Origin of the sequence: [Clostridium] scindens, assembly GCF_019597925.1 — a bacterium.
GTDB lineage: Bacteria > Bacillota > Clostridia > Lachnospirales > Lachnospiraceae > Clostridium_AP.
Map to the genome: position 1 here is coordinate 3,499,879 of NZ_CP080442.1, position 17,121 is coordinate 3,516,999.

The window sequence follows — 17,121 nt, forward strand, 5'->3', positions numbered from 1 at the left end:
AGTCTAACCCTCCTCAATATTCGCTGCAGTCGCAGATGCATATGCCATGATTGTCTCCTGGCTGAACTCTTCTTTTTCCAGTTCTCCGGTCATATCGCCTTCCGACAGCACTATAATTCTGTCAGACATCCCCATAAGTTCCTCCATTTCAGAAGAAATCATCAGAATTGCTTTTCCTTCTTTTTCAACCAAATCGTTCATCAGTTTATAGATCTCATACTTTGCGCCGACGTCAATACCTCTGGTCGGCTCATCAAAGATGATAAGTTCTGAATTAGCCGCCAGCCATCTTGCGAGAATAACCTTCTGCTGATTGCCGCCGCTTAAGTTCTTTACAAGCTGATGCAGCGTCGGAGTCTTGATTGCCATACTCTCCTGATACTTTTTGGCAATTTCCATCTCTTGTTTTGAATTGATCACGCTCAACTTAGAATTTCTTTCATAGATAGGCATATTGATGTTATTCTTAATGGATATGCCTAACATGGCACCATGACGTTTTCTGTCCTCCGGTACCAGAGCGATTCCCAGATCGATTGCCTCCCGGGGACTCTTCGGATGGACTTCCTTGCCTTTGAAAATAATCTGTCCGGACGTCTTGGCTGCGGCTCCGAAGATCACTTCCGCAAGTTCCGTTCTCCCTGCGCCTACCAAGCCTCCAAGACCTACAATCTCTCCCTTATGAACCTTCAGGTTCATATTCCTGTCTCCATTGCCACAGACATTCTTAAGTTCCAGCACCACGTCATCCTTATCAATGCAGTCGCCTCGCGGAGGATATGTCTCTGTCAGTTCTCGCCCAACCATCAGCTTGATCAGTTCCTGAACCTCGCTGTCTTTCGTAATGAGAGTCTTGACATACTCGCCATCACGCAAGACCAGAATTCTATCTGACAGGCGATAAATTTCTTCCAATCTATGAGATATGTATATAATAGAAACACCTTCTTTGCGAAGTCTTTCTACTACTCGGAACATACTCTCAACTTCCGCGCTCGTCAGAGGTGCAGAAGGCTCATCCATAATCAATATCTTAGCATCCTGCTGGATTGCCTTGGCAATCTCAACCATCTGCTGATAACCTACTGTCAGGTTCTTCATCAGAGTCTTTGGATCAATCTTAATCCGCAGCTGCTCAAATGCTTTCGCAGCCTCCTTCTCCATCGCTTTCTTATCTACAACAACGCCTTTTTTGATAGGCCTTCCTAAAAACAGGTTCTCCGCTGCTGACAGTTCCTTTACATTATTAAATTCCTGATAAATAATCGCAATTCCATTCTCCGCTGCAAGCTGAGGTGTCATGCTCGTGAATTCTTTCCCATTCACGATAATCTTGCCGGAAGTCGGGATAACCGCCCCTGAACAACATTTAATCAGCGTAGATTTGCCGGCACCATTTTCTCCGATCAACGCCAGAATCTCGCCTTTCTTAAGTTCCAACGTAACATCTTTTAATGCAACAACACCCGGGTATTCTTTTCTTATATGCTGTAATTGTAATACATATTCTTCGCTCATATTCTTCCCCCGTGACTATATTACTTAGAGGCGGCAAAAACCGCCTCTATCTTATCGTTCCTTATTCTTATGATGTTACATGCCTTTCATGATATCATCAATGTTGTCCATGTTGATTTCCATTGTAGGTCTGTAAACATCATGCTTGTCTCCTGAGAAGTCATCGCCGTTAAGAATCTTCTCAAACATATCCAGGCAAGCCTGTGCTGTATCTGTGCTGGATCCTTCGAATCCAACGATAGCTCTTACAGCCTCGTCTCCAGCCTTAAGAGACTCTAACTGCTGAGGAGTAACGTCTGTCGTGATAACACCTACATTTTCAGGAATCTTGCCAGCTCCGCCGAATTTCTGAAGCAATGCTTCGTTTGATCCGATCATAGCGCCTGCGCCAACTCCTACGAATACAGAACAGTCAGGGTGAGCCTGAAGAACGGTCTCAACGTTAGTCTGTGCTTCGTTTGCTTCCAGTCCGTCAACCTCTGCTACGATCTTGTAATTTCCTTCGTCACAGTTCTCTTCCAGACCTTCTTTGATACCATTTGCTCTCTCTAACAGAACCTTTGTAGATGGCTTGCCGATTACGCAAACTTCTGCCGGCTTGTCAGCTGTGTAGTGCTCGTTGATGAATGCAGCAGCTGTTTTTCCGATGTCATTTCCAAGTGCAGTATTGTCAAGAATCCAGTTTGCAGTCGTGTTCGTCATCGGGTCATCCCAGCACATAACCTTGATACCTGCATCCAGTGCTGACTGGCATACAGTCTCAACGCCTTCTGCGTCAGATGGGTGAACCATGATCAGGTCGCATCCTGATGTGATGAAGTTTTCAATCTGGCTGATCTGAGTTGCAGAGTTATCGCTGCAATCCTGAAGGGTGTAGTCCCAGCCTTTGTCCTTCATCAGTTCCTCGAGCTTGCCCATAACGCCTGCCCAGTAGTCATTCTTCAGGGACTGGATTGTAATGCCGACTTTGTAAGAATCTTTCTTTCCGCCGTCATCCTTCTTGTCATCCCCGCCTGATGTCGGTGACTTGGTTGTACAACCAACAGCCATCGTTGCAATCATTGCCACGCAAAGGATTGCACTTAAGATTTTTTTCTTCATAATACTTCTCCTCCTTAAAAAGAATTTATTTTATAGCTTTCGCATTAGCTATCTATAATAATGCGGTTCCTAGAAGCAGGTAAATGCTCCGTCCACGATAATATCGGAACCTGTTGTAAATGTGCTTGTGTCGCCAGCCAGATATACTAAGATAGACTGTAATTCTTCCGGTTTTCCAAGCCTTCCCATCGGAGCCATTGCATTCCACTGCTCGATCAATGGTTTCAGATGTTCTGCATTCATGATAAGATCGGTGCCAATATATCCTGGGCTGATGCAGTTTACACGCACGCCTCTCTTAGCCCACTCTACTGCCAGAGACTTTGTCAGAAGGCTTACGCCAGCTTTTGACGCATTGTATGCGCACTGTGGCTGAGGTACATTGACAATGTGGCCTGACATGGATGCCGTATTGATAATGGAGCCATATCCCTGCTTCAGCATCACTCTGCCTGCTGCCGTAGCGCAGAGAAATACGCCTGTAAGGTTGATGTCGATTACCTTCTGCCACTGCTCGAATGTCATCTCTTCTGCCGGAGCGTTTACTGCGATACCAGCATTGTTGTAGCAGGCATCCAGTTTTCCATATGTATCAACAACTTTTGCAACCATGGCCTCAACTTGGTCTTTCTTCGTAACGTCGCACTGGATCGCGATTGTCTTGGAACCTGTTGCTTCTGCAATCTCCTTTGCAACCTTCTCGGCACCTTCAAGGTTGATGTCTACGATAGCGACATCCGCGCCTGCCTCTGCGAATGCAGTAGCCGCTGCCTTGCCGATTCCGCTTGCAGCACCTGTTACATAAATTGCTTTTCCATCCAGTCTCATACTTTCAATAATTCCCATTTTGTCCTCCTCCCGGTTGCGAGCCGTTTTCATTGAATAATTTTGAATAGTAATTTTGTAAAATGTTTTTATAAATATTGTTGTTGTAATTATATTCCAGAAGAACGCTTTGTGCAATATGCAATATTACACAATTATTTTTTGGTGGTTTTGTATGTTTTGCATAACGTTATTTATTTGTCAATCCCGCTTTTATTCGGCAATTTTCACAACAGCCTTGACGATCTCAGCCTTTTCATTGACACTTCTGTCCATAGCCGTCTGGATGTCATCAAAACTAAAGATATGGGTAGCGATTCCCTTCAGATTCACTTTTCCCTGTGCAACTGCCTCAATTGCCATTGGATAGATGTGGCGGTAGCGGAATACTGTCTTAAATGTAATCTCTTTATCCAGCGCCAGGCTCATCATCATATTCATCATGCCGGTCTTTCCATATCCCACAAGAACGATATTGGATCCCTTGCGCACTACCTGGATCGCCTGGTTCGTCGTAATCTCCGTTCCGGCCGTCTCAATCGCAAGGTCAAATCCCTCGCCGCCGGTCAGTTCCTTCGCTTTCGCAAGCACGTCCACTTCTTTTCCGTTGATCACGCCATCAGCGCCAAGTTCCAGCGCTTTATCCAGCCGCTTCTGCATGACATCTACTACATATACACGGGAAACGCCGCATGCTTTAAGAGCCATCATGGATACCAGTCCGATGCATCCTGCGCCAAATACGACTGCCGTCTGTCCTGCCTTCGCCTCTCCCTGCTTCGCTGCATGGAATCCTACTGCAAGAGGCTCGATCAGCGCGCCTTCCAGCGTGCTTACATTATCCGGAAGCTTGAAGCACAGATCCGCCTCATGGGCTACATATTCCTGGAATACGCCGTCTACAGGAGGTGTAGCAAAGAAGACTACGTCCGGACAAAGATTATATTTTCCTTCCCGGCAGAATTTACATTTGCCGCAAGTCTTTCCTGGCTCCAGCGCCACGCGGTCGCCAACCTTCAGATGCGTAACATTCCTGCCTACTTCTACGACAGTGCCTCCCGGCTCATGTCCCAGCACGAACGGCGGCTCTACCACATAATCGCCGATCCTGCCCATTTCATAATAATGCATATCGCTTCCGCAGATTCCCACATATTCCAGCTTCACCAGAACTTCATCGTCTTTCGGTACAGGAATCGGCCTCTCGGTATAGCCCATCTTGCCAATTCCTTCCATCACTGCTACTTTCATTGTTCCTTCCATAACACATCTTCCTCCCATCTTTGTTTTATACTTTAATAATTTATTTAACAAAGTATGTGCAACAATTCTCTGTTATTGCCCAAATCTCAAAAAAACTTAAATTGTGTCGATAAATTTTTCGATTTGGAAAATAGCCGCCCCGAGTGCCGATGCCTCTTTCTGGTATTGGCATACGTACACATAATCTCCGTTGTTCTCAAATATGTCCTTTTCCGCCACCAGATTCCTGAACTCCTGTATGTAAGGCTCCATGCTGCTGCCCACGTAGCCGCCAAGGACGATCTCGCAATCAAAGCACATCCGCAGATTGTCCACTGCAATCGCAAGATCCTTCAGATATTCATTCCATATCTTCTTAAGATCCTGGTCTCCTGCTTCCATCTCTCTGAAAAATCTCTCCAGATCCCCATCCGTCTGATCTGCCAGCCTAAGCGCGGAGCAATATGCATCCAGGCATCCAATCTTGCCGCAGTAGCAGCGCTTGCCTTCCGGATGGATGACCATATGGCCAAACTCGCCGCTTCTCCAGTTATTGCCTTTATACATAGAGACCGATCCCCGGTCCTTCTCCTGTGCCGCGCGCACGATTCCATTCTCATTTCCAAATATAATCGCGCCGCCCACCGTGTTACTTAGGAACAGGTATACCAGATTGCTGCAGGTCCTGCTTCTGTTGCTCTCCGTAATGGCTGCCGCATTGGCATCATTTAGAAGTTCGCAAGGGTATGGCATGCATGCCGTCAGTTCTTCACAGGGAACATCATAGATTCCAAGCGCATGGGAGTTCGTAATATAATCCCGCTGCACGTCGATAATCGCAGGCACGGAAATACCCATTCCCAGAATCCGCTTCTTGGGAATACGGCTTTCCTCGACAAACCTTCTCACGATTGCCGCAACTTCATGAAGATAAGTCTGCGAGTATTTAAAAGGCTTGCGGACCCGCTCATGCTTGAGCGCCTTTCCTGAAAGATCCGTATAAACGATCCCTACATGATTCTTCGTAATATCAAGCCCGATTGCATACTTGACATCCCTCACGGCTGCAATTGCCTTGGCCTTGCGTCCGCCGGTGGATTCAAATTCGCCGACTTCCCGTAACAGCTTCTCTTCCTTCAGTTCATTCACAATCTTAAGAACAGTAGGCCCACTGATGGAAAGCGCCGCCGATATCTCCGGCATGCTGGTTTCTTCCCTGCTATTCACATAACGAAACACTCGATTTCTATTTAACTTTTTAACTTCCTGATTGCTTGTGCTTCGTTTCATCCACCTTGTCCTACTTTATTAAGTCATTTACTAAAGATAGGATTATTATAGCACTCGTCATTTCATTTTTCAATGTTCATTATGCAATTTCTATAATTTTTTTCACTAGCCATGGGAGGGTTTTGTCTATTTTTTGTCGAAGAGAATGTCCGCCACCTGGAAATCCCCGTATTTTGTACTGATTACGGAGCACGGCCATTGCTCCGTCCTGGTCAGAATATCGATCTTTCCGCCTTTCAGATATGTAGTCTCCTCGCACTTTGTCCCCTGGATCGTGGGATTCCATGCATAAGCCTGTCCTTCCTTGATTATGCCTTCTGTGGAAGGCGTAACAACGAATTCTCTACAGCCATACCCCGTCGGGCCTCCCTGATGGTGCATCTTCCACTCATCCGGATACCCGGCCTGCGCGTACAGGCTCTTTACTTCTTCAAAATACTCTTTATAAGGCAGTCCTTCCCTCATCATGTTCTGCATTGCCGCGAAAATATACTGAGTCTTTTGCATACGCTCGTGGATCTCCTTCGGAATCTCCTGAAAATACACCATTCGCGTCATGCTGATATTTAGCCCGTATTTTTCTCCGCCCAGCACTACCATCAGGCTGTTCTTGATCTTCTTATCCGAAGGAACGGGATGCCGGTAATTCAGGATTCTTTCGTCGCTCCCAACCAGCACGCAGTCCGGGCTGATTCCTTTGTCGATGCAGCGCATCTTGAGAAGAGCCGCAACCTCCCTTTCCGTCTGGCCGGGCCGGGCCTCCATGGCAACCTTTTCTACGATATTGGCACACTCCTGGCCGATCTCATGGTACCGTGCCACTTCTGTCTCATTCAGCATCATTCTTAGATTTACAAGTTCTTCCTGCACGCAGGATGTCCCTGGAATCATCGTATCAGAAGCATAGCCTTTTCCATTGCAGTACCATGCAAGGAATCCTTCCAGAGTCTCATACCATGGAACGAGCACGCAGTCCGCATGAAGCGCATTCTGTTCCTTTTCCATGCGTGGACAGTCGCTGCTGTCTGCTACCATTTCCACCTTTCCATTTCTTTGAATGACTAAAAATGCAATCCCGACCTCTGCATTCGTCACAACTGCATTTTCATTAAACTGCGTTATCCATTTAAAATTATCCCTTCGGCCAAGAACAACCCCTTCATAAGGGGTTGTCTTAAGCCACATTAATATTCTATTCAGATTGTCCATAAATTATTCCATCTCCATATTCACGCAAACCTTGCCTGTTTTTCCTGTTGCAAATACACGATACGCCTCTTCTGTCTCGCTAAGCGGATAGCGGTGGGTAATAATCTGGCTTGGATGGATTTTCTTGCGGTCCAGGAATTCCACCAGCTGCTCCATGTTTCCTACTGATGTAACCCAGGATCCATGCAATGTCAGGTTCTTATGCAGCAGCAGCGGGCTTGGTTCAAACGTTACCGTTCCCTGCTCTCCAAGGAACACTACCTGTCCCCACATTCTGGCGACTTCCAGACATCTGTGACGGCCAATGCTGCTTCCGGAACAGTCTACGGCAACCTCTACGCCCTTGCCTCCGGTATAGTCCATTACGTTCTTAACCGCGTCATCGTCTCCCATGAATACCTGGTCAGCGCCGATCTTCTTCGCCATCTCCAGACGCTCTTCGGAAATATCAACGCCAATCGTCTCTGCGCCCATTGCCTTGGCCAGTATCAGGGCTGCCTGGCCTACCGGGCCAAGTCCCATCACAAGCACCCGGTCTCTTCCTGATACATTGGCTCTTAAGAGTCCCTGGTAAGCAGTTCCAAAACCACATGCGATCATAGCCCCATCTTCATATGTAAGAAAATCTGGAAGATGGATGCAAGTAGATACGTCCGCCACCATATACTCGGCCAAAGCGCCGTCTCTCTGCCATCCATAGGCACGCCTCTCCGGCTGCTGGCAGTTGATAAAGAAGCCCTTCTTACACTCGTCGCAATATCCGCATCCCTGGATATGGTACACGACAACCCGGTCTCCCTCTTTAAAGTCAAGCACGCCCTCGCCTACTTCTACAACCTGTCCGCTTGGCTCATGGCCTGCGATCACGTCATCATATCTGGCTCCGCCTGTCTTATCCGTGTGCTCAAAATAAATATACTTCAAATCGCTGCCGCACAGGCTGGCTGCCTTCATCTTCAGCAGCACCTGTCCCGGGCCAGGCTTCGGCACATCGCACTCCACCTTCTCAACTTTCGCTCCTCCCGGAAGCTTCATACCGATCATTTTCTCTGGAATCTTCTCGCTCATCGTCATATCCTCCTCTTTGCAATTGACTGATAAATGTAATTACGCTGATGTTCTGTTCAACTCTTAATTGCAGTATAGCACTCTTTTGCGGCGGCTTGAATTTCATATGTTATCCTTTGATGGATTATATTCCACCTGGGAGAGTTTTGATGGGATTGGCACCGCGTGGGATAGTGTAGGGAGGGTTGCTTCGACGCTTTATGGGGCTTCGGCTAATGCACGGAACTGTAAGCCTGCAAGGGAATCGTCGGCTGACTCCCCCCTTGCAGGCTAACAGTTCCGGCATGGATCCTACGCCCCAGTCGCTTACCTACGCCCCCCTCCCTACACTATCCCCCGCTCCCGGCAATTCATTGGCAACTCCGCATGAATGCGGGCGTTACGTGATGCTGCTTCTCCGGCAGTTCGCAGCCTGCGGGGTGGATGGGGTGGATTTCGCAGGGAAGCGGAGGCGTCCGCAATATCCGTCCACGCGATGTTAGTTCCTGGGGGAGGAGTCAGCCGACGACTCTCCCGGGGACTTACATCCCGGTGGACTAGATGGAGGCGCCGCAGCGTCGGAGAAATCTCCCCATCCTCCCCGCAGGCGTCCTCCAATCTCACCAATTCCCCCTACTCGCAGTAAAAATAATCCCCATTCTTATAATCTTTCGGCGACACGCCCACCACTTTTTTGAATATCCGGGAGAAGTAATACTGGTCTTCATATCCCAGCCTTGAACTTACTTCATAGATATACAGGTTGGTATTCTTCAGCAGCTTGCAGGCCTCCTGCATCTTCAGGTGGATGAAGAACTCCACCGGAGAACGTCCGGTCTGGTTCTTGAATATGGTATTCAGATAACTGCGGGACAGCTGGACTTCTTCCGATATCTCCTCCAGGGTAAGGCTGCGAGTCAGATTCTCATACATGAAGCGAATGACCATGGTCACATGCCTGTCCTGAACGCTGCTCTCATCTACTTTCTCCCGGTAGTATACTTCCGAAAGGATCAGGGACAGCACCTGAGAGATATAGATGAAGTTCCCCAAGGTATAGTTGCGCCGCAGAACCCGGAACAGCAGATTGAACAGCACCATCATACGGTTGTCGCTGTGCCTGGAATTCATAGGTACGACGTGCGGCTCGTCAATCGGAAAGTATGCCGTGTTCTCCCCCTTTGAAGTGCACCCACAGGATACTCCATGGGTCTTTGGCATCCGCATAGTACCGGTGTCCCTTTTTGCATGGAATGCAGAATGCGTCCGATTTTCCCATCGAAAATGTCTGACCCTCCACTTCCACGGTTCCTTTTCCCTCCGTGCAATAGATCAGAATATACTGCTCGGCCCCTTCTTTCCTCTCCCGGTAATGATCACGGGCCTTCGGAAAGAAGCCGACGTCCGTCGGATAGACCGTCCGCACCAGCGGGTGCTCCGCATAGTCCGCAAATGATTCTGTAGGAATAATAATATATTCTTCGTCCTTAAATCCATCTGCCTTTCCAATATTATTACTCATCCTTCCACCTGCCTGTCCCTTCTTATAATTTTGAGATAACTATAGCACCCATGTGGAATATTGTCCATCTTTTTATGGTATATGACATTTTAACATTTCTCCCCTTATGCTAATCTATACATACAGCAGGCGACTGCACAGCAACAGGCAATTCCATTTTGAAAGGAGACGAATGACTTATGTCAAACAAGCAAGTCCATGTATGGGAAGAAACCATAACCCTTCCTACTTATAAAGTATACCCTCCGGAAAAAAGTCCATTGTTCATCGAAAACAGGGCTTATCAGGGAAGTTCCGGAAAGGTTTACCCCCTTCCTGTAACGGAAAAAATATCCGATGAGAAAGAGGACGTAGAATACAAGGCGATTTACCTGGAAAATGATTATCTGCTTGTCATGGTCCTGCCGGAACTCGGCGGCCGTATCCAGCGCGCACTAGACAAAACCAACAATTATGACTTCGTATATTATAACCACGTGATCAAGCCGGCCTTGGTAGGCCTTACCGGTCCATGGATCTCCGGCGGCATCGAATTCAACTGGCCGCAGCATCACCGTCCATCCACCTACTCTCCGGTAGACTATCACTTCGAGGAGCATGAAGACGGCTCATCCACCGTATACGTCAGCGAGATTGATAAGATGTACGGTACCAAAGGAATGGCCTCCTTTACGCTCTATCCGGACAAGGCATATATCGAGATCAAGGGACGCCTTTACAACCGTACCGACACGCCGCAGACCTTCCTCTGGTGGGCGAATCCGGCCGTACCGGTCAATGAGCACACCTATTCCGTATTTCCGCCGGACGTCCATGCAGTAATGGACCACGGAAAGCGCGCGGTATCCACTTTCCCCATCGCCACCGGCGAATATTATAAATATGACTATTCTGAAGGGATCGACATTTCCTGCTACCGCAACATCAAAGTGCCTACCTCCTATATGGCAGCCCACTCCGATTATGACTTTATCGGAAACTTTGATGAGAAGGTAGATGCCGGCCTGCTGCATGTGGCAGACCACCACATTTCCCCGGGCAAGAAGCAGTGGACATGGGGAAACAGCGACTTCGGCCAGGCATGGGACCGCAACCTGACAGAGACGGACGGCCCGTACATCGAGCTGATGACCGGCGTCTATGCGGACAATCAGCCGGACTTCACCTGGCTGAAGCCTTATGAAGAAAAGACATTTACCCAGTACTTCATGCCTTATAAGCATGTAGGAAGAGTAAAAAATGCCACCAAGGATGCTGCCATCGGAATGGACCTTTCAAATGGCAAATGCATCATCAAGGCCTATACATCCGGCGTCTTCGCTGATTCAACAATCATCGTGAAGAACCAGGGCGGCACTTTGTTTACGGATCAGGCAGACCTTACGCCGGAACGGTTCTATGAGGCCTCTTTTCATACAGAACTTGCAGACTTAAGCGGCGTAACCGCGACCATATATGACAGCGGCATGTTCCCGCTTGTAACCTACGAAGCAGTAACCGAGGAGCTAGAGCCGACTCCGGATCCGGCAGATCCGCTGCTTTCTCCGCAGGAACTTAAGACCACCGAGGAATTGTATCTGGGCGCCCAGCATCTGGAGCAGTACCGTCATGCCACCCTCAACCCGGAAGACTATTATCTGGAAGGACTCAGGCGCGACCCATCCGACATCCGCCTGAATAACGGCTACGGCCTTCTTCTGTACAGACGCGGAAACTTCGAAGAAAGCATCAGGCATTTCAACAAAGCCATTGAGAAACAGACCTGGAAGACCCCGAACCCCTACTACGGCGAAAGTTACTTCAATCTCGGCCTGGCCCTCGTCATGACAGGGGATGACAAAGGCGCTTACGATGCCTTCTACAAATCCACCTGGAGTTATGAGACGCAAGGCGCAGGCTACTACTGGCTGGCATGCTTATCCGTAAAGCGCGGCGATTACCGGAATGCCCTGGAATTCATCGACAATGCCCTGATCCGGGGATGGCACAACATGAAAGCCCGCACCTTGAAGGCGGCCATCCTTCGTCTGCTTCACATGGATTCCCAGGAACTGCTGGATGAAAGCCTTAAGATCGACCCGCTGGATATGGGCATCCGCTACGAAGGGGCTTTAAGATCAGGCAGTCTGGACGACTGGAAGGACAAGATGCGCACGCCCGTGCATAATTACCTGGAACTTGCCCTGGATTATATCAAGGCAGGCTTATATGATGACGCGCTTACCATCCTGGCTTCCTGCACAGCGGACTCTCCGATGCTTGGCTATTACCAGGGCTACGTATATGAACGCAAGGGCGATGCCGCCAAGGCGGCTAAGATGTATCAGCAAGGCGAGGCCGCCTGCCCCGACTACTGCTTCCCGAACCGCGCGGAAGAAGTCGTTATATTAGAAAGCGCTGCCTCCCTGCTCGGCAAAGCGCCTTACGCCCACTATTATCTGGGCTGCCTGCTCTATGACAAGAAGCAGTACGAGAAAGCGGCCCTGCATTGGGAAGAAGCCGCTGAAGGCGCGCCGGACTTTGCCATGAACTGGCGTAATCTTGCCATCTACTATTACAATAAGAGAAAAGACATAGACCGGGCGCTGGAATACATGAAGAAGGCCTTCGAACTGGATTCTGCCTACTCCCGCTTCCTGCTGGAATACGACCAGCTGCGCGCAAAGGCAGGCATCTCCGTAGAAGAACGCCTGGAACTGCTTTCCGCCCATCTGGATCTTGTGACTGGCCGGGATGCGCTGTATGTAGAATACATCTCGCTTCTTAACTGCACCGGACAGTATGACAAGGCGCTGGAATGCCTGAACGGCCACCTGTTCCATCCATGGGAAGGCGGAGAAGGGAAAGTCAGCACCCAGTACCGCTATGCGCTGACGCAGAAAGCGCTGGGCCTTCTTGAAAGTGGCAATTATGATGAAGCCATCCGGCTTCTTGAGGCCACGAAAGTATATCCAAACAATCTGGGAGAAGGAAAACTTCCGAATGTCCAGGACAACATCGCCGACTATTATATCGGAAAGGCCTACCAGGCAAAGAATGACTCTGCTGCTGCCTGTGAGTATTTTGAAAAGGCTTCCACAGGACTGGATGAGCCATCCGGCGTCCTCTACTACAACGACCAGCCCTCCGACACCATTCTCTATCAGGGTCTGGCCAATGAAGAACTGGGCAACACGGCTGCAGCGAAAAAATGCTACCATCAGCTTCTGGCCTTTGGAAAGAAACACATTTTCGACGAAGTGACCTATGACTATTTTGCCGTGTCACTTCCGGAAATCGAAGTATTCCCTGACAATATCAAAGAGCGCAATGATATCTACTGCCGCTATTTGATGGCATTGGGCCACATCGGCCTGGGCGAGAAGGATGAGGCAGACGCTCTGCTTCATGAGATCCTTCGGTTAAAAGCCGACTACCAGGGCGCGATCCGTCATCTTCCAATGACTGAATAAAGCAAGCCTTAGAACCTATATCGATCATCCCAAAAAGGGACACGGCGATCATACGCCGTGCCCCTTTTTATTATCGATTCTTATGCTCCGTCTCTCTGCGGCTTACTTCCCGCCGCTTTTTTCGAATTCAAGTTCCAGCAGTTCCCCAAAAGATTGGATCGCAACATGCTCTTCTTCCACCTGGCCGAAGCCATATGCCGCGAATATCATAGGAATCCCCGCCTCTTTGCACGCATTGGCATCTCCCTGGGTGTCGCCTACATAGATGGCTTCCTTGATTCCATTTCGCTCCATGATGATGCGGATATTCTCGCCTTTTAACTTTCCGGTGTCTCCCGGGCAGGTATAATCTGCAAAATATTCTCCAAGTCCGGTATTCTTAAGAAAAGCTTCTATGTAGCCGGACTGGCAGTTGCTGACGATAAAGAGCTTATACTTTCTGCTCAGTTCGCGAACCGTCTCTGCCATCTGGTCATAGACGATGCAGGGTGCTGTCTCTACCCATTTATTCTCATATTTATAGAGATGGTCTGCCAGTCTCTCCTGCTCTTTTTGCGCAAGTTCCGGGAACAGGTCGTCCATGATCTCCTCCAAAGGCTTGCCAAACTCCCGCTTTAGCTGCTCAGCCGTCAGCGTCCTGTCCATATCCGTCTGTTCCTTGATTGCCTGGTTCCAGGAATATGCCACTTCTTCCGTGGAGTCCCACAGGGTTCCGTCTACGTCAAATATAATTCCTTCTATCATTGGGTCTGCTTTCTCCTCTATCTATTGTTTTTCCCATATTATAATCTCTAGCAAAGGATTCCGCAATATCTGAAGGACTTTTAGAACACTACGATTCCTTTTTTCAGTACCTGCTTATTCATTGCCTTGTCATAAGCCTCGATCACATCATCAAAAGAGAAGTAATCGGATATGTAGTCTTTCAGGTCGATCTTCCCTTCCCGGATCCACTGGATCACTTCGCTGTGCGCAGCTGCCTCTTCATCTTTGCGCGGGAACTGCTGAAAATTAAGCACCCAGTTATAGTCGGCCTTACTGAAGTCAATGTGCATCTCTTCTTTTCTTGGGACTCCATAACAGCAGATCTCTCCTCGGTCACAGATCAGGCCCATGGCGTCATTTACCACATCTTCAGAGCCTACCGCGTCGATCACGAACGGCACTCCTTGCGGAAACATGTCCCGGATCTCCTTGGTAATATCGCATTCCTTGCTGTTCAGCGCTATGTCCGCACCGCCATCCAGCGCGTTCTTCCTCTTAGGCTCATTTCTCGCGATCGCAATCACCGGATTGGCTCCTACCATCTTGCACATCTTAATGAAGGTAAGCCCCACCGGGCCGCATCCAAATATTACCACCGGCTTATCCTTCTCAATGCCGAAGTACTTTACATTGCTTAACACTTCTCTCAAGGTGATCAGCATGACGGCATCCACCGGATCGATATCGTCAGGAATGATACACTGTGCCTTTGCCAGATCAGGCACCTCTCCTTCCTGGTACGCCGCAGCATCATTTACCACGCAGTACTCGCTCAACGCTCCCCATGCAGAGCCATAAGGTCCCAGATGTTCCGGATCCGGATCTACGAAAGGAAGCAGCACCTTGTCCCCAACCTTAAGCCCGGTTACTTCCTCGCCTACTTCTACCACTTCTCCTACATTTTCATGCCCCAGCATAAGCGGATACATCTCTTGCGTAACTCCCTTAAAGGCTTTTTTCATCAGATGAATATCCGTTCCGCAGATACCGTTTGCAATCGTCTTGGTCAAAGCCTGCTTCGGGCCGTATTTGGGCTTCGGAACTTCCTGGACGGACAAAGAGCCATCCTTATTTACAAGTACTGTTTTCATATTGATCCTCCTTATTGACTTTCTTTCATTTCATTCATTCCTATAATATCTGGCAGAATTCCACCTGCTGACCGGTCGGCGCGCCAATCTTGAAAAAGCGTACTCCCCGCTCCCACAGTCCCGGCAGTTCTTCAATCCCTTCCGTGGTAATCGTATAGCCCTGCTCCAGGCAATATTCATAATCCTTCTCCACGTCCTCCGACTCAAAGCAGTAGTGGTCGATCTTGCCATAGGCACCGGCATCTTCACCGTCCTCGGACGGAAATATCTCATAGATGCATCCTTCCTTATTCCGGATAAATTTGATGTCATTTCCATTTGGCGCCTTAAACTCACCGATTTTCTCAAATCCCAGTACATCCACATACCATGCGACCGTAGCATCCACATCTCTGGACGCCATGCCCAGATGGCCAAGTCTTCTGTCTTTAATCATAAAATAACCTCCTTTTCCACATTCGTCCGTTTCCATTTCTCTTTTCTTATATACCTATGTTACTACATAATGAATTGATTTTATTTTACCATTATTAAGGCTCTTTGTCCAGTGGATTCCCGGAGTTCCCCTTTCACTTTTTCACAATCTTTCTTAAATATTTGATTTACGCTTTTCAAACGCTCTAATATATATTACAATATAACTATGTAATAACATAACTATATTAAATTTAGGAGGTTTTTATTATGATAGCATCTAGAACCATGTCTTTCGGCTCACCCGGAAGATATATCCAGGGACCTGGAGAAATCCGCCGTCTTGCACAGCATACAGCAAAATATGGAGACAAGGTGTTCGCAGTCATTGACCCATTCTTCTATGACAGCCTGACGCCTCAGCTGACGGCGCAATATGAGGAACACCATGCTCAGTTTACCAGCATTCCTTTCGAGCACGAGGTGACCGAAGAACGGATCGCCGCCATTGCCAGAAAAGCGGCGGAGGCTGGCGCTCAGATGATTATGGGCATTGGAGGCGGTAAGACTCTGGACACTGCAAAAGGGGCGGCTAACACGCTTAAGCTGCCGGTTGTCATCGTTCCCACCAGCGCTTCCACCGATGCCCCAACCAGCGCGCTTTCCGTCATCTACAAAGAGAATCATGAGCATTCCCATTCGATCAACTATATTAAGAGCCCTGATATCGTCATCATCGACAGCGAAATCATTGCCAACGCGCCGGTTCGGTTCCTCGTATCCGGAATGGGCGATGCGATGGCTACCTTATTCGAAGCAAAGGCAAACGCCGCTTCCAACAGCCCCAATTACATCTGTCAGGAGGCCGGCGCCTTCCGCAGGACAAAGGTTGCGATGACGATCGCGGAATTATGCTATGACACCATTCTGGAATACGGCGTCGCCGCAAAGATTGCCAACGAGCAGCACGTCGTTACAGAAGCCTTGGAAGCCGTCATCGAGGCCAACACTTTAATGAGCGGCCTGGGCTTCGAGAATACGGCCTGCGCCTGCGCCCACGCTGTAGGCGACGGCATCACCGCAACGCCAAACGGAACCAAGACCCTCCACGGAGAAAAAGTCGCCTTCGGCACCTTATGCGAGCTGGTTGCCGAAAATGCCCCTTCCGAAATCGTTGAAGAGTACATAGCCTTCTGTATGGAAGTCGGACTTCCCACCACTCTTAAAGACCTGCAGGTAGAACTGACCGAAGAAAACCTTCAGCTGATCGCAGACAACGCCTCCCTGACCGAACTCGTCCGCGAGCCCTACGAGATCACAGGCGAAATGCTGAAAAACATCGTAAAAGCCGCCGACGCCCTAGGCCGCTACTACCAAGCAGACTAGCCCCGCCAGCGGCTGTCCTCCTGCTGTCGTCCTCTTCCAAGCCCCGATTTCCCCTCAAAGCGAACTTGCATTAGAACGCGCACAGACTGGGGAGGGGCGGTTCTGGAGCGGATACCGTCGAACAAGCCTTTTGAATCTTGTTACTGAAAAGACCGTCCAAACCTGGTATGGATATTTTATCACCAATAAAATATCCAAGAGCCTCTGAGATGCGAAATTCTTTCAGAATTTCACGTCGAATAGGCTCGGCTGCCAAGTT

Annotated in this window: 14 protein-coding genes; 2 read left to right on the top strand and 12 right to left on the bottom strand. The window is 48.9% G+C overall.

Going from position 1 to position 17,121, the window contains the following annotated elements; all coding sequences use genetic code 11:
* Positions 1-3: 3 nt before the first annotated feature.
* The 9 genes from K0036_RS16865 to K0036_RS19230 form a co-directional block, all read right to left on the bottom strand.
* Positions 4-1,518 (bottom strand): sugar ABC transporter ATP-binding protein, encoded by a 1,515-nt coding sequence (locus K0036_RS16865; RefSeq protein ID WP_220430234.1) that lies wholly within the window; start codon positions 1,516-1,518, stop codon positions 4-6.
* Between the two features lie 75 nt (positions 1,519-1,593).
* Positions 1,594-2,619: a sugar ABC transporter substrate-binding protein gene (locus tag K0036_RS16870; RefSeq protein ID WP_025641868.1), complete on the bottom strand. Its 1,026-nt coding sequence runs from the start codon at positions 2,617-2,619 to the stop codon at positions 1,594-1,596.
* A gap of 69 nt (positions 2,620-2,688) precedes the next feature.
* A complete protein-coding gene (locus K0036_RS16875; protein WP_025641867.1) occupies positions 2,689-3,465 on the bottom strand; it encodes an SDR family oxidoreductase in 777 nt (258 codons plus the stop codon).
* Between the two features lie 192 nt (positions 3,466-3,657).
* A complete protein-coding gene (locus K0036_RS16880; RefSeq protein ID WP_220430235.1) occupies positions 3,658-4,707 on the bottom strand; it encodes an NAD(P)-dependent alcohol dehydrogenase in 1,050 nt (349 codons plus the stop codon).
* Positions 4,708-4,803: 96 nt separating this feature from the next.
* Positions 4,804-5,976 (bottom strand): ROK family protein, encoded by a 1,173-nt coding sequence (locus tag K0036_RS16885; protein ID WP_173694169.1) that lies wholly within the window; start codon positions 5,974-5,976, stop codon positions 4,804-4,806.
* 126 nt (positions 5,977-6,102) lie between these two features.
* Positions 6,103-7,185 (bottom strand): M24 family metallopeptidase, encoded by a 1,083-nt coding sequence (locus K0036_RS16890; protein ID WP_220430236.1) that lies wholly within the window; start codon positions 7,183-7,185, stop codon positions 6,103-6,105.
* Between the two features lie 3 nt (positions 7,186-7,188).
* Positions 7,189-8,253, bottom strand: a complete 1,065-nt coding sequence (locus K0036_RS16895; RefSeq protein ID WP_025641859.1) for a zinc-dependent alcohol dehydrogenase family protein — start codon at positions 8,251-8,253, stop codon at positions 7,189-7,191.
* 612 nt (positions 8,254-8,865) lie between these two features.
* On the bottom strand, positions 8,866-9,459 hold the full coding sequence (locus tag K0036_RS16900) for a helix-turn-helix domain-containing protein (RefSeq protein ID WP_259283337.1): 594 nt from the start codon (positions 9,457-9,459) through the stop codon (positions 8,866-8,868).
* On the bottom strand, positions 9,383-9,754 hold the full coding sequence (locus K0036_RS19230) for an AraC family ligand binding domain-containing protein (RefSeq protein ID WP_259283338.1): 372 nt from the start codon (positions 9,752-9,754) through the stop codon (positions 9,383-9,385). The genes K0036_RS16900 and K0036_RS19230 overlap by 77 nt, the downstream gene beginning before the upstream one ends.
* 179 nt (positions 9,755-9,933) lie before the next feature.
* Between K0036_RS19230 and K0036_RS16905 the strand changes: the two genes are divergently transcribed.
* A complete protein-coding gene (locus tag K0036_RS16905) occupies positions 9,934-13,206 on the top strand; it encodes a DUF5107 domain-containing protein (RefSeq protein ID WP_220430237.1) in 3,273 nt (1,090 codons plus the stop codon).
* Positions 13,207-13,308: 102 nt separating this feature from the next.
* Here the strand turns inward: K0036_RS16905 and K0036_RS16910 are convergent, their stop codons facing one another.
* The 3 genes from K0036_RS16910 to K0036_RS16920 all read right to left on the bottom strand — a co-directional run bounded on the left by K0036_RS16910 (position 13,309) and on the right by K0036_RS16920 (position 15,498).
* Entirely contained in the window at positions 13,309-13,950 is a 642-nt protein-coding gene (locus tag K0036_RS16910; protein WP_173694164.1) for an HAD family hydrolase, read from the bottom strand.
* A gap of 80 nt (positions 13,951-14,030) precedes the next feature.
* A complete protein-coding gene (locus tag K0036_RS16915) occupies positions 14,031-15,062 on the bottom strand; it encodes a zinc-dependent alcohol dehydrogenase (RefSeq protein WP_220430238.1) in 1,032 nt (343 codons plus the stop codon).
* A 40-nt stretch (positions 15,063-15,102) separates the two neighbouring features.
* On the bottom strand, positions 15,103-15,498 hold the full coding sequence (locus tag K0036_RS16920; RefSeq protein ID WP_025641848.1) for a VOC family protein: 396 nt from the start codon (positions 15,496-15,498) through the stop codon (positions 15,103-15,105).
* Between the two features lie 248 nt (positions 15,499-15,746).
* On the opposite strand from K0036_RS16920, the gene K0036_RS16925 reads away from it, so the two are divergent.
* The gene (locus tag K0036_RS16925) at positions 15,747-16,862 is read left to right on the top strand and encodes a glycerol dehydrogenase (protein ID WP_220430239.1); all 1,116 of its coding nucleotides are present in this window, start codon (positions 15,747-15,749) and stop codon (positions 16,860-16,862) included.
* Positions 16,863-17,121 lie beyond the last annotated feature (259 nt).

Bases quoted from the DNA above. Each gene is read 5' to 3' on its own strand.
- K0036_RS16920 (WP_025641848.1), bottom strand. From the start codon at position 15,498: ATGATTAAAGACAGAAGACTTGGCCATCTGGGCATGGCGTCCAGAGAT.
- K0036_RS16885 (WP_173694169.1), bottom strand. From the start codon at position 5,976: ATGAAACGAAGCACAAGCAATCAGGAAGTTAAAAAGTTAAATAGAAAT.
- K0036_RS16875 (WP_025641867.1), bottom strand. From the start codon at position 3,465: ATGGGAATTATTGAAAGTATGAGACTGGATGGAAAAGCAATTTATGTA.
- K0036_RS16865 (WP_220430234.1), bottom strand. From the start codon at position 1,518: ATGAGCGAAGAATATGTATTACAATTACAGCATATAAGAAAAGAATAC.
- K0036_RS16880 (WP_220430235.1), bottom strand. From the start codon at position 4,707: ATGGAAGGAACAATGAAAGTAGCAGTGATGGAAGGAATTGGCAAGATG.
- K0036_RS16925 (WP_220430239.1), top strand. From the start codon at position 15,747: ATGATAGCATCTAGAACCATGTCTTTCGGCTCACCCGGAAGATATATC.
- K0036_RS16895 (WP_025641859.1), bottom strand. From the start codon at position 8,253: ATGAGCGAGAAGATTCCAGAGAAAATGATCGGTATGAAGCTTCCGGGA.
- K0036_RS16915 (WP_220430238.1), bottom strand. From the start codon at position 15,062: ATGAAAACAGTACTTGTAAATAAGGATGGCTCTTTGTCCGTCCAGGAA.
- K0036_RS16870 (WP_025641868.1), bottom strand. From the start codon at position 2,619: ATGAAGAAAAAAATCTTAAGTGCAATCCTTTGCGTGGCAATGATTGCA.
- K0036_RS16905 (WP_220430237.1), top strand. From the start codon at position 9,934: ATGTCAAACAAGCAAGTCCATGTATGGGAAGAAACCATAACCCTTCCT.
- K0036_RS16890 (WP_220430236.1), bottom strand. From the start codon at position 7,185: ATGGACAATCTGAATAGAATATTAATGTGGCTTAAGACAACCCCTTAT.
- K0036_RS19230 (WP_259283338.1), bottom strand. From the start codon at position 9,754: ATGAGTAATAATATTGGAAAGGCAGATGGATTTAAGGACGAAGAATAT.
- K0036_RS16900 (WP_259283337.1), bottom strand. From the start codon at position 9,459: ATGCGGATGCCAAAGACCCATGGAGTATCCTGTGGGTGCACTTCAAAG.
- K0036_RS16910 (WP_173694164.1), bottom strand. From the start codon at position 13,950: ATGATAGAAGGAATTATATTTGACGTAGACGGAACCCTGTGGGACTCC.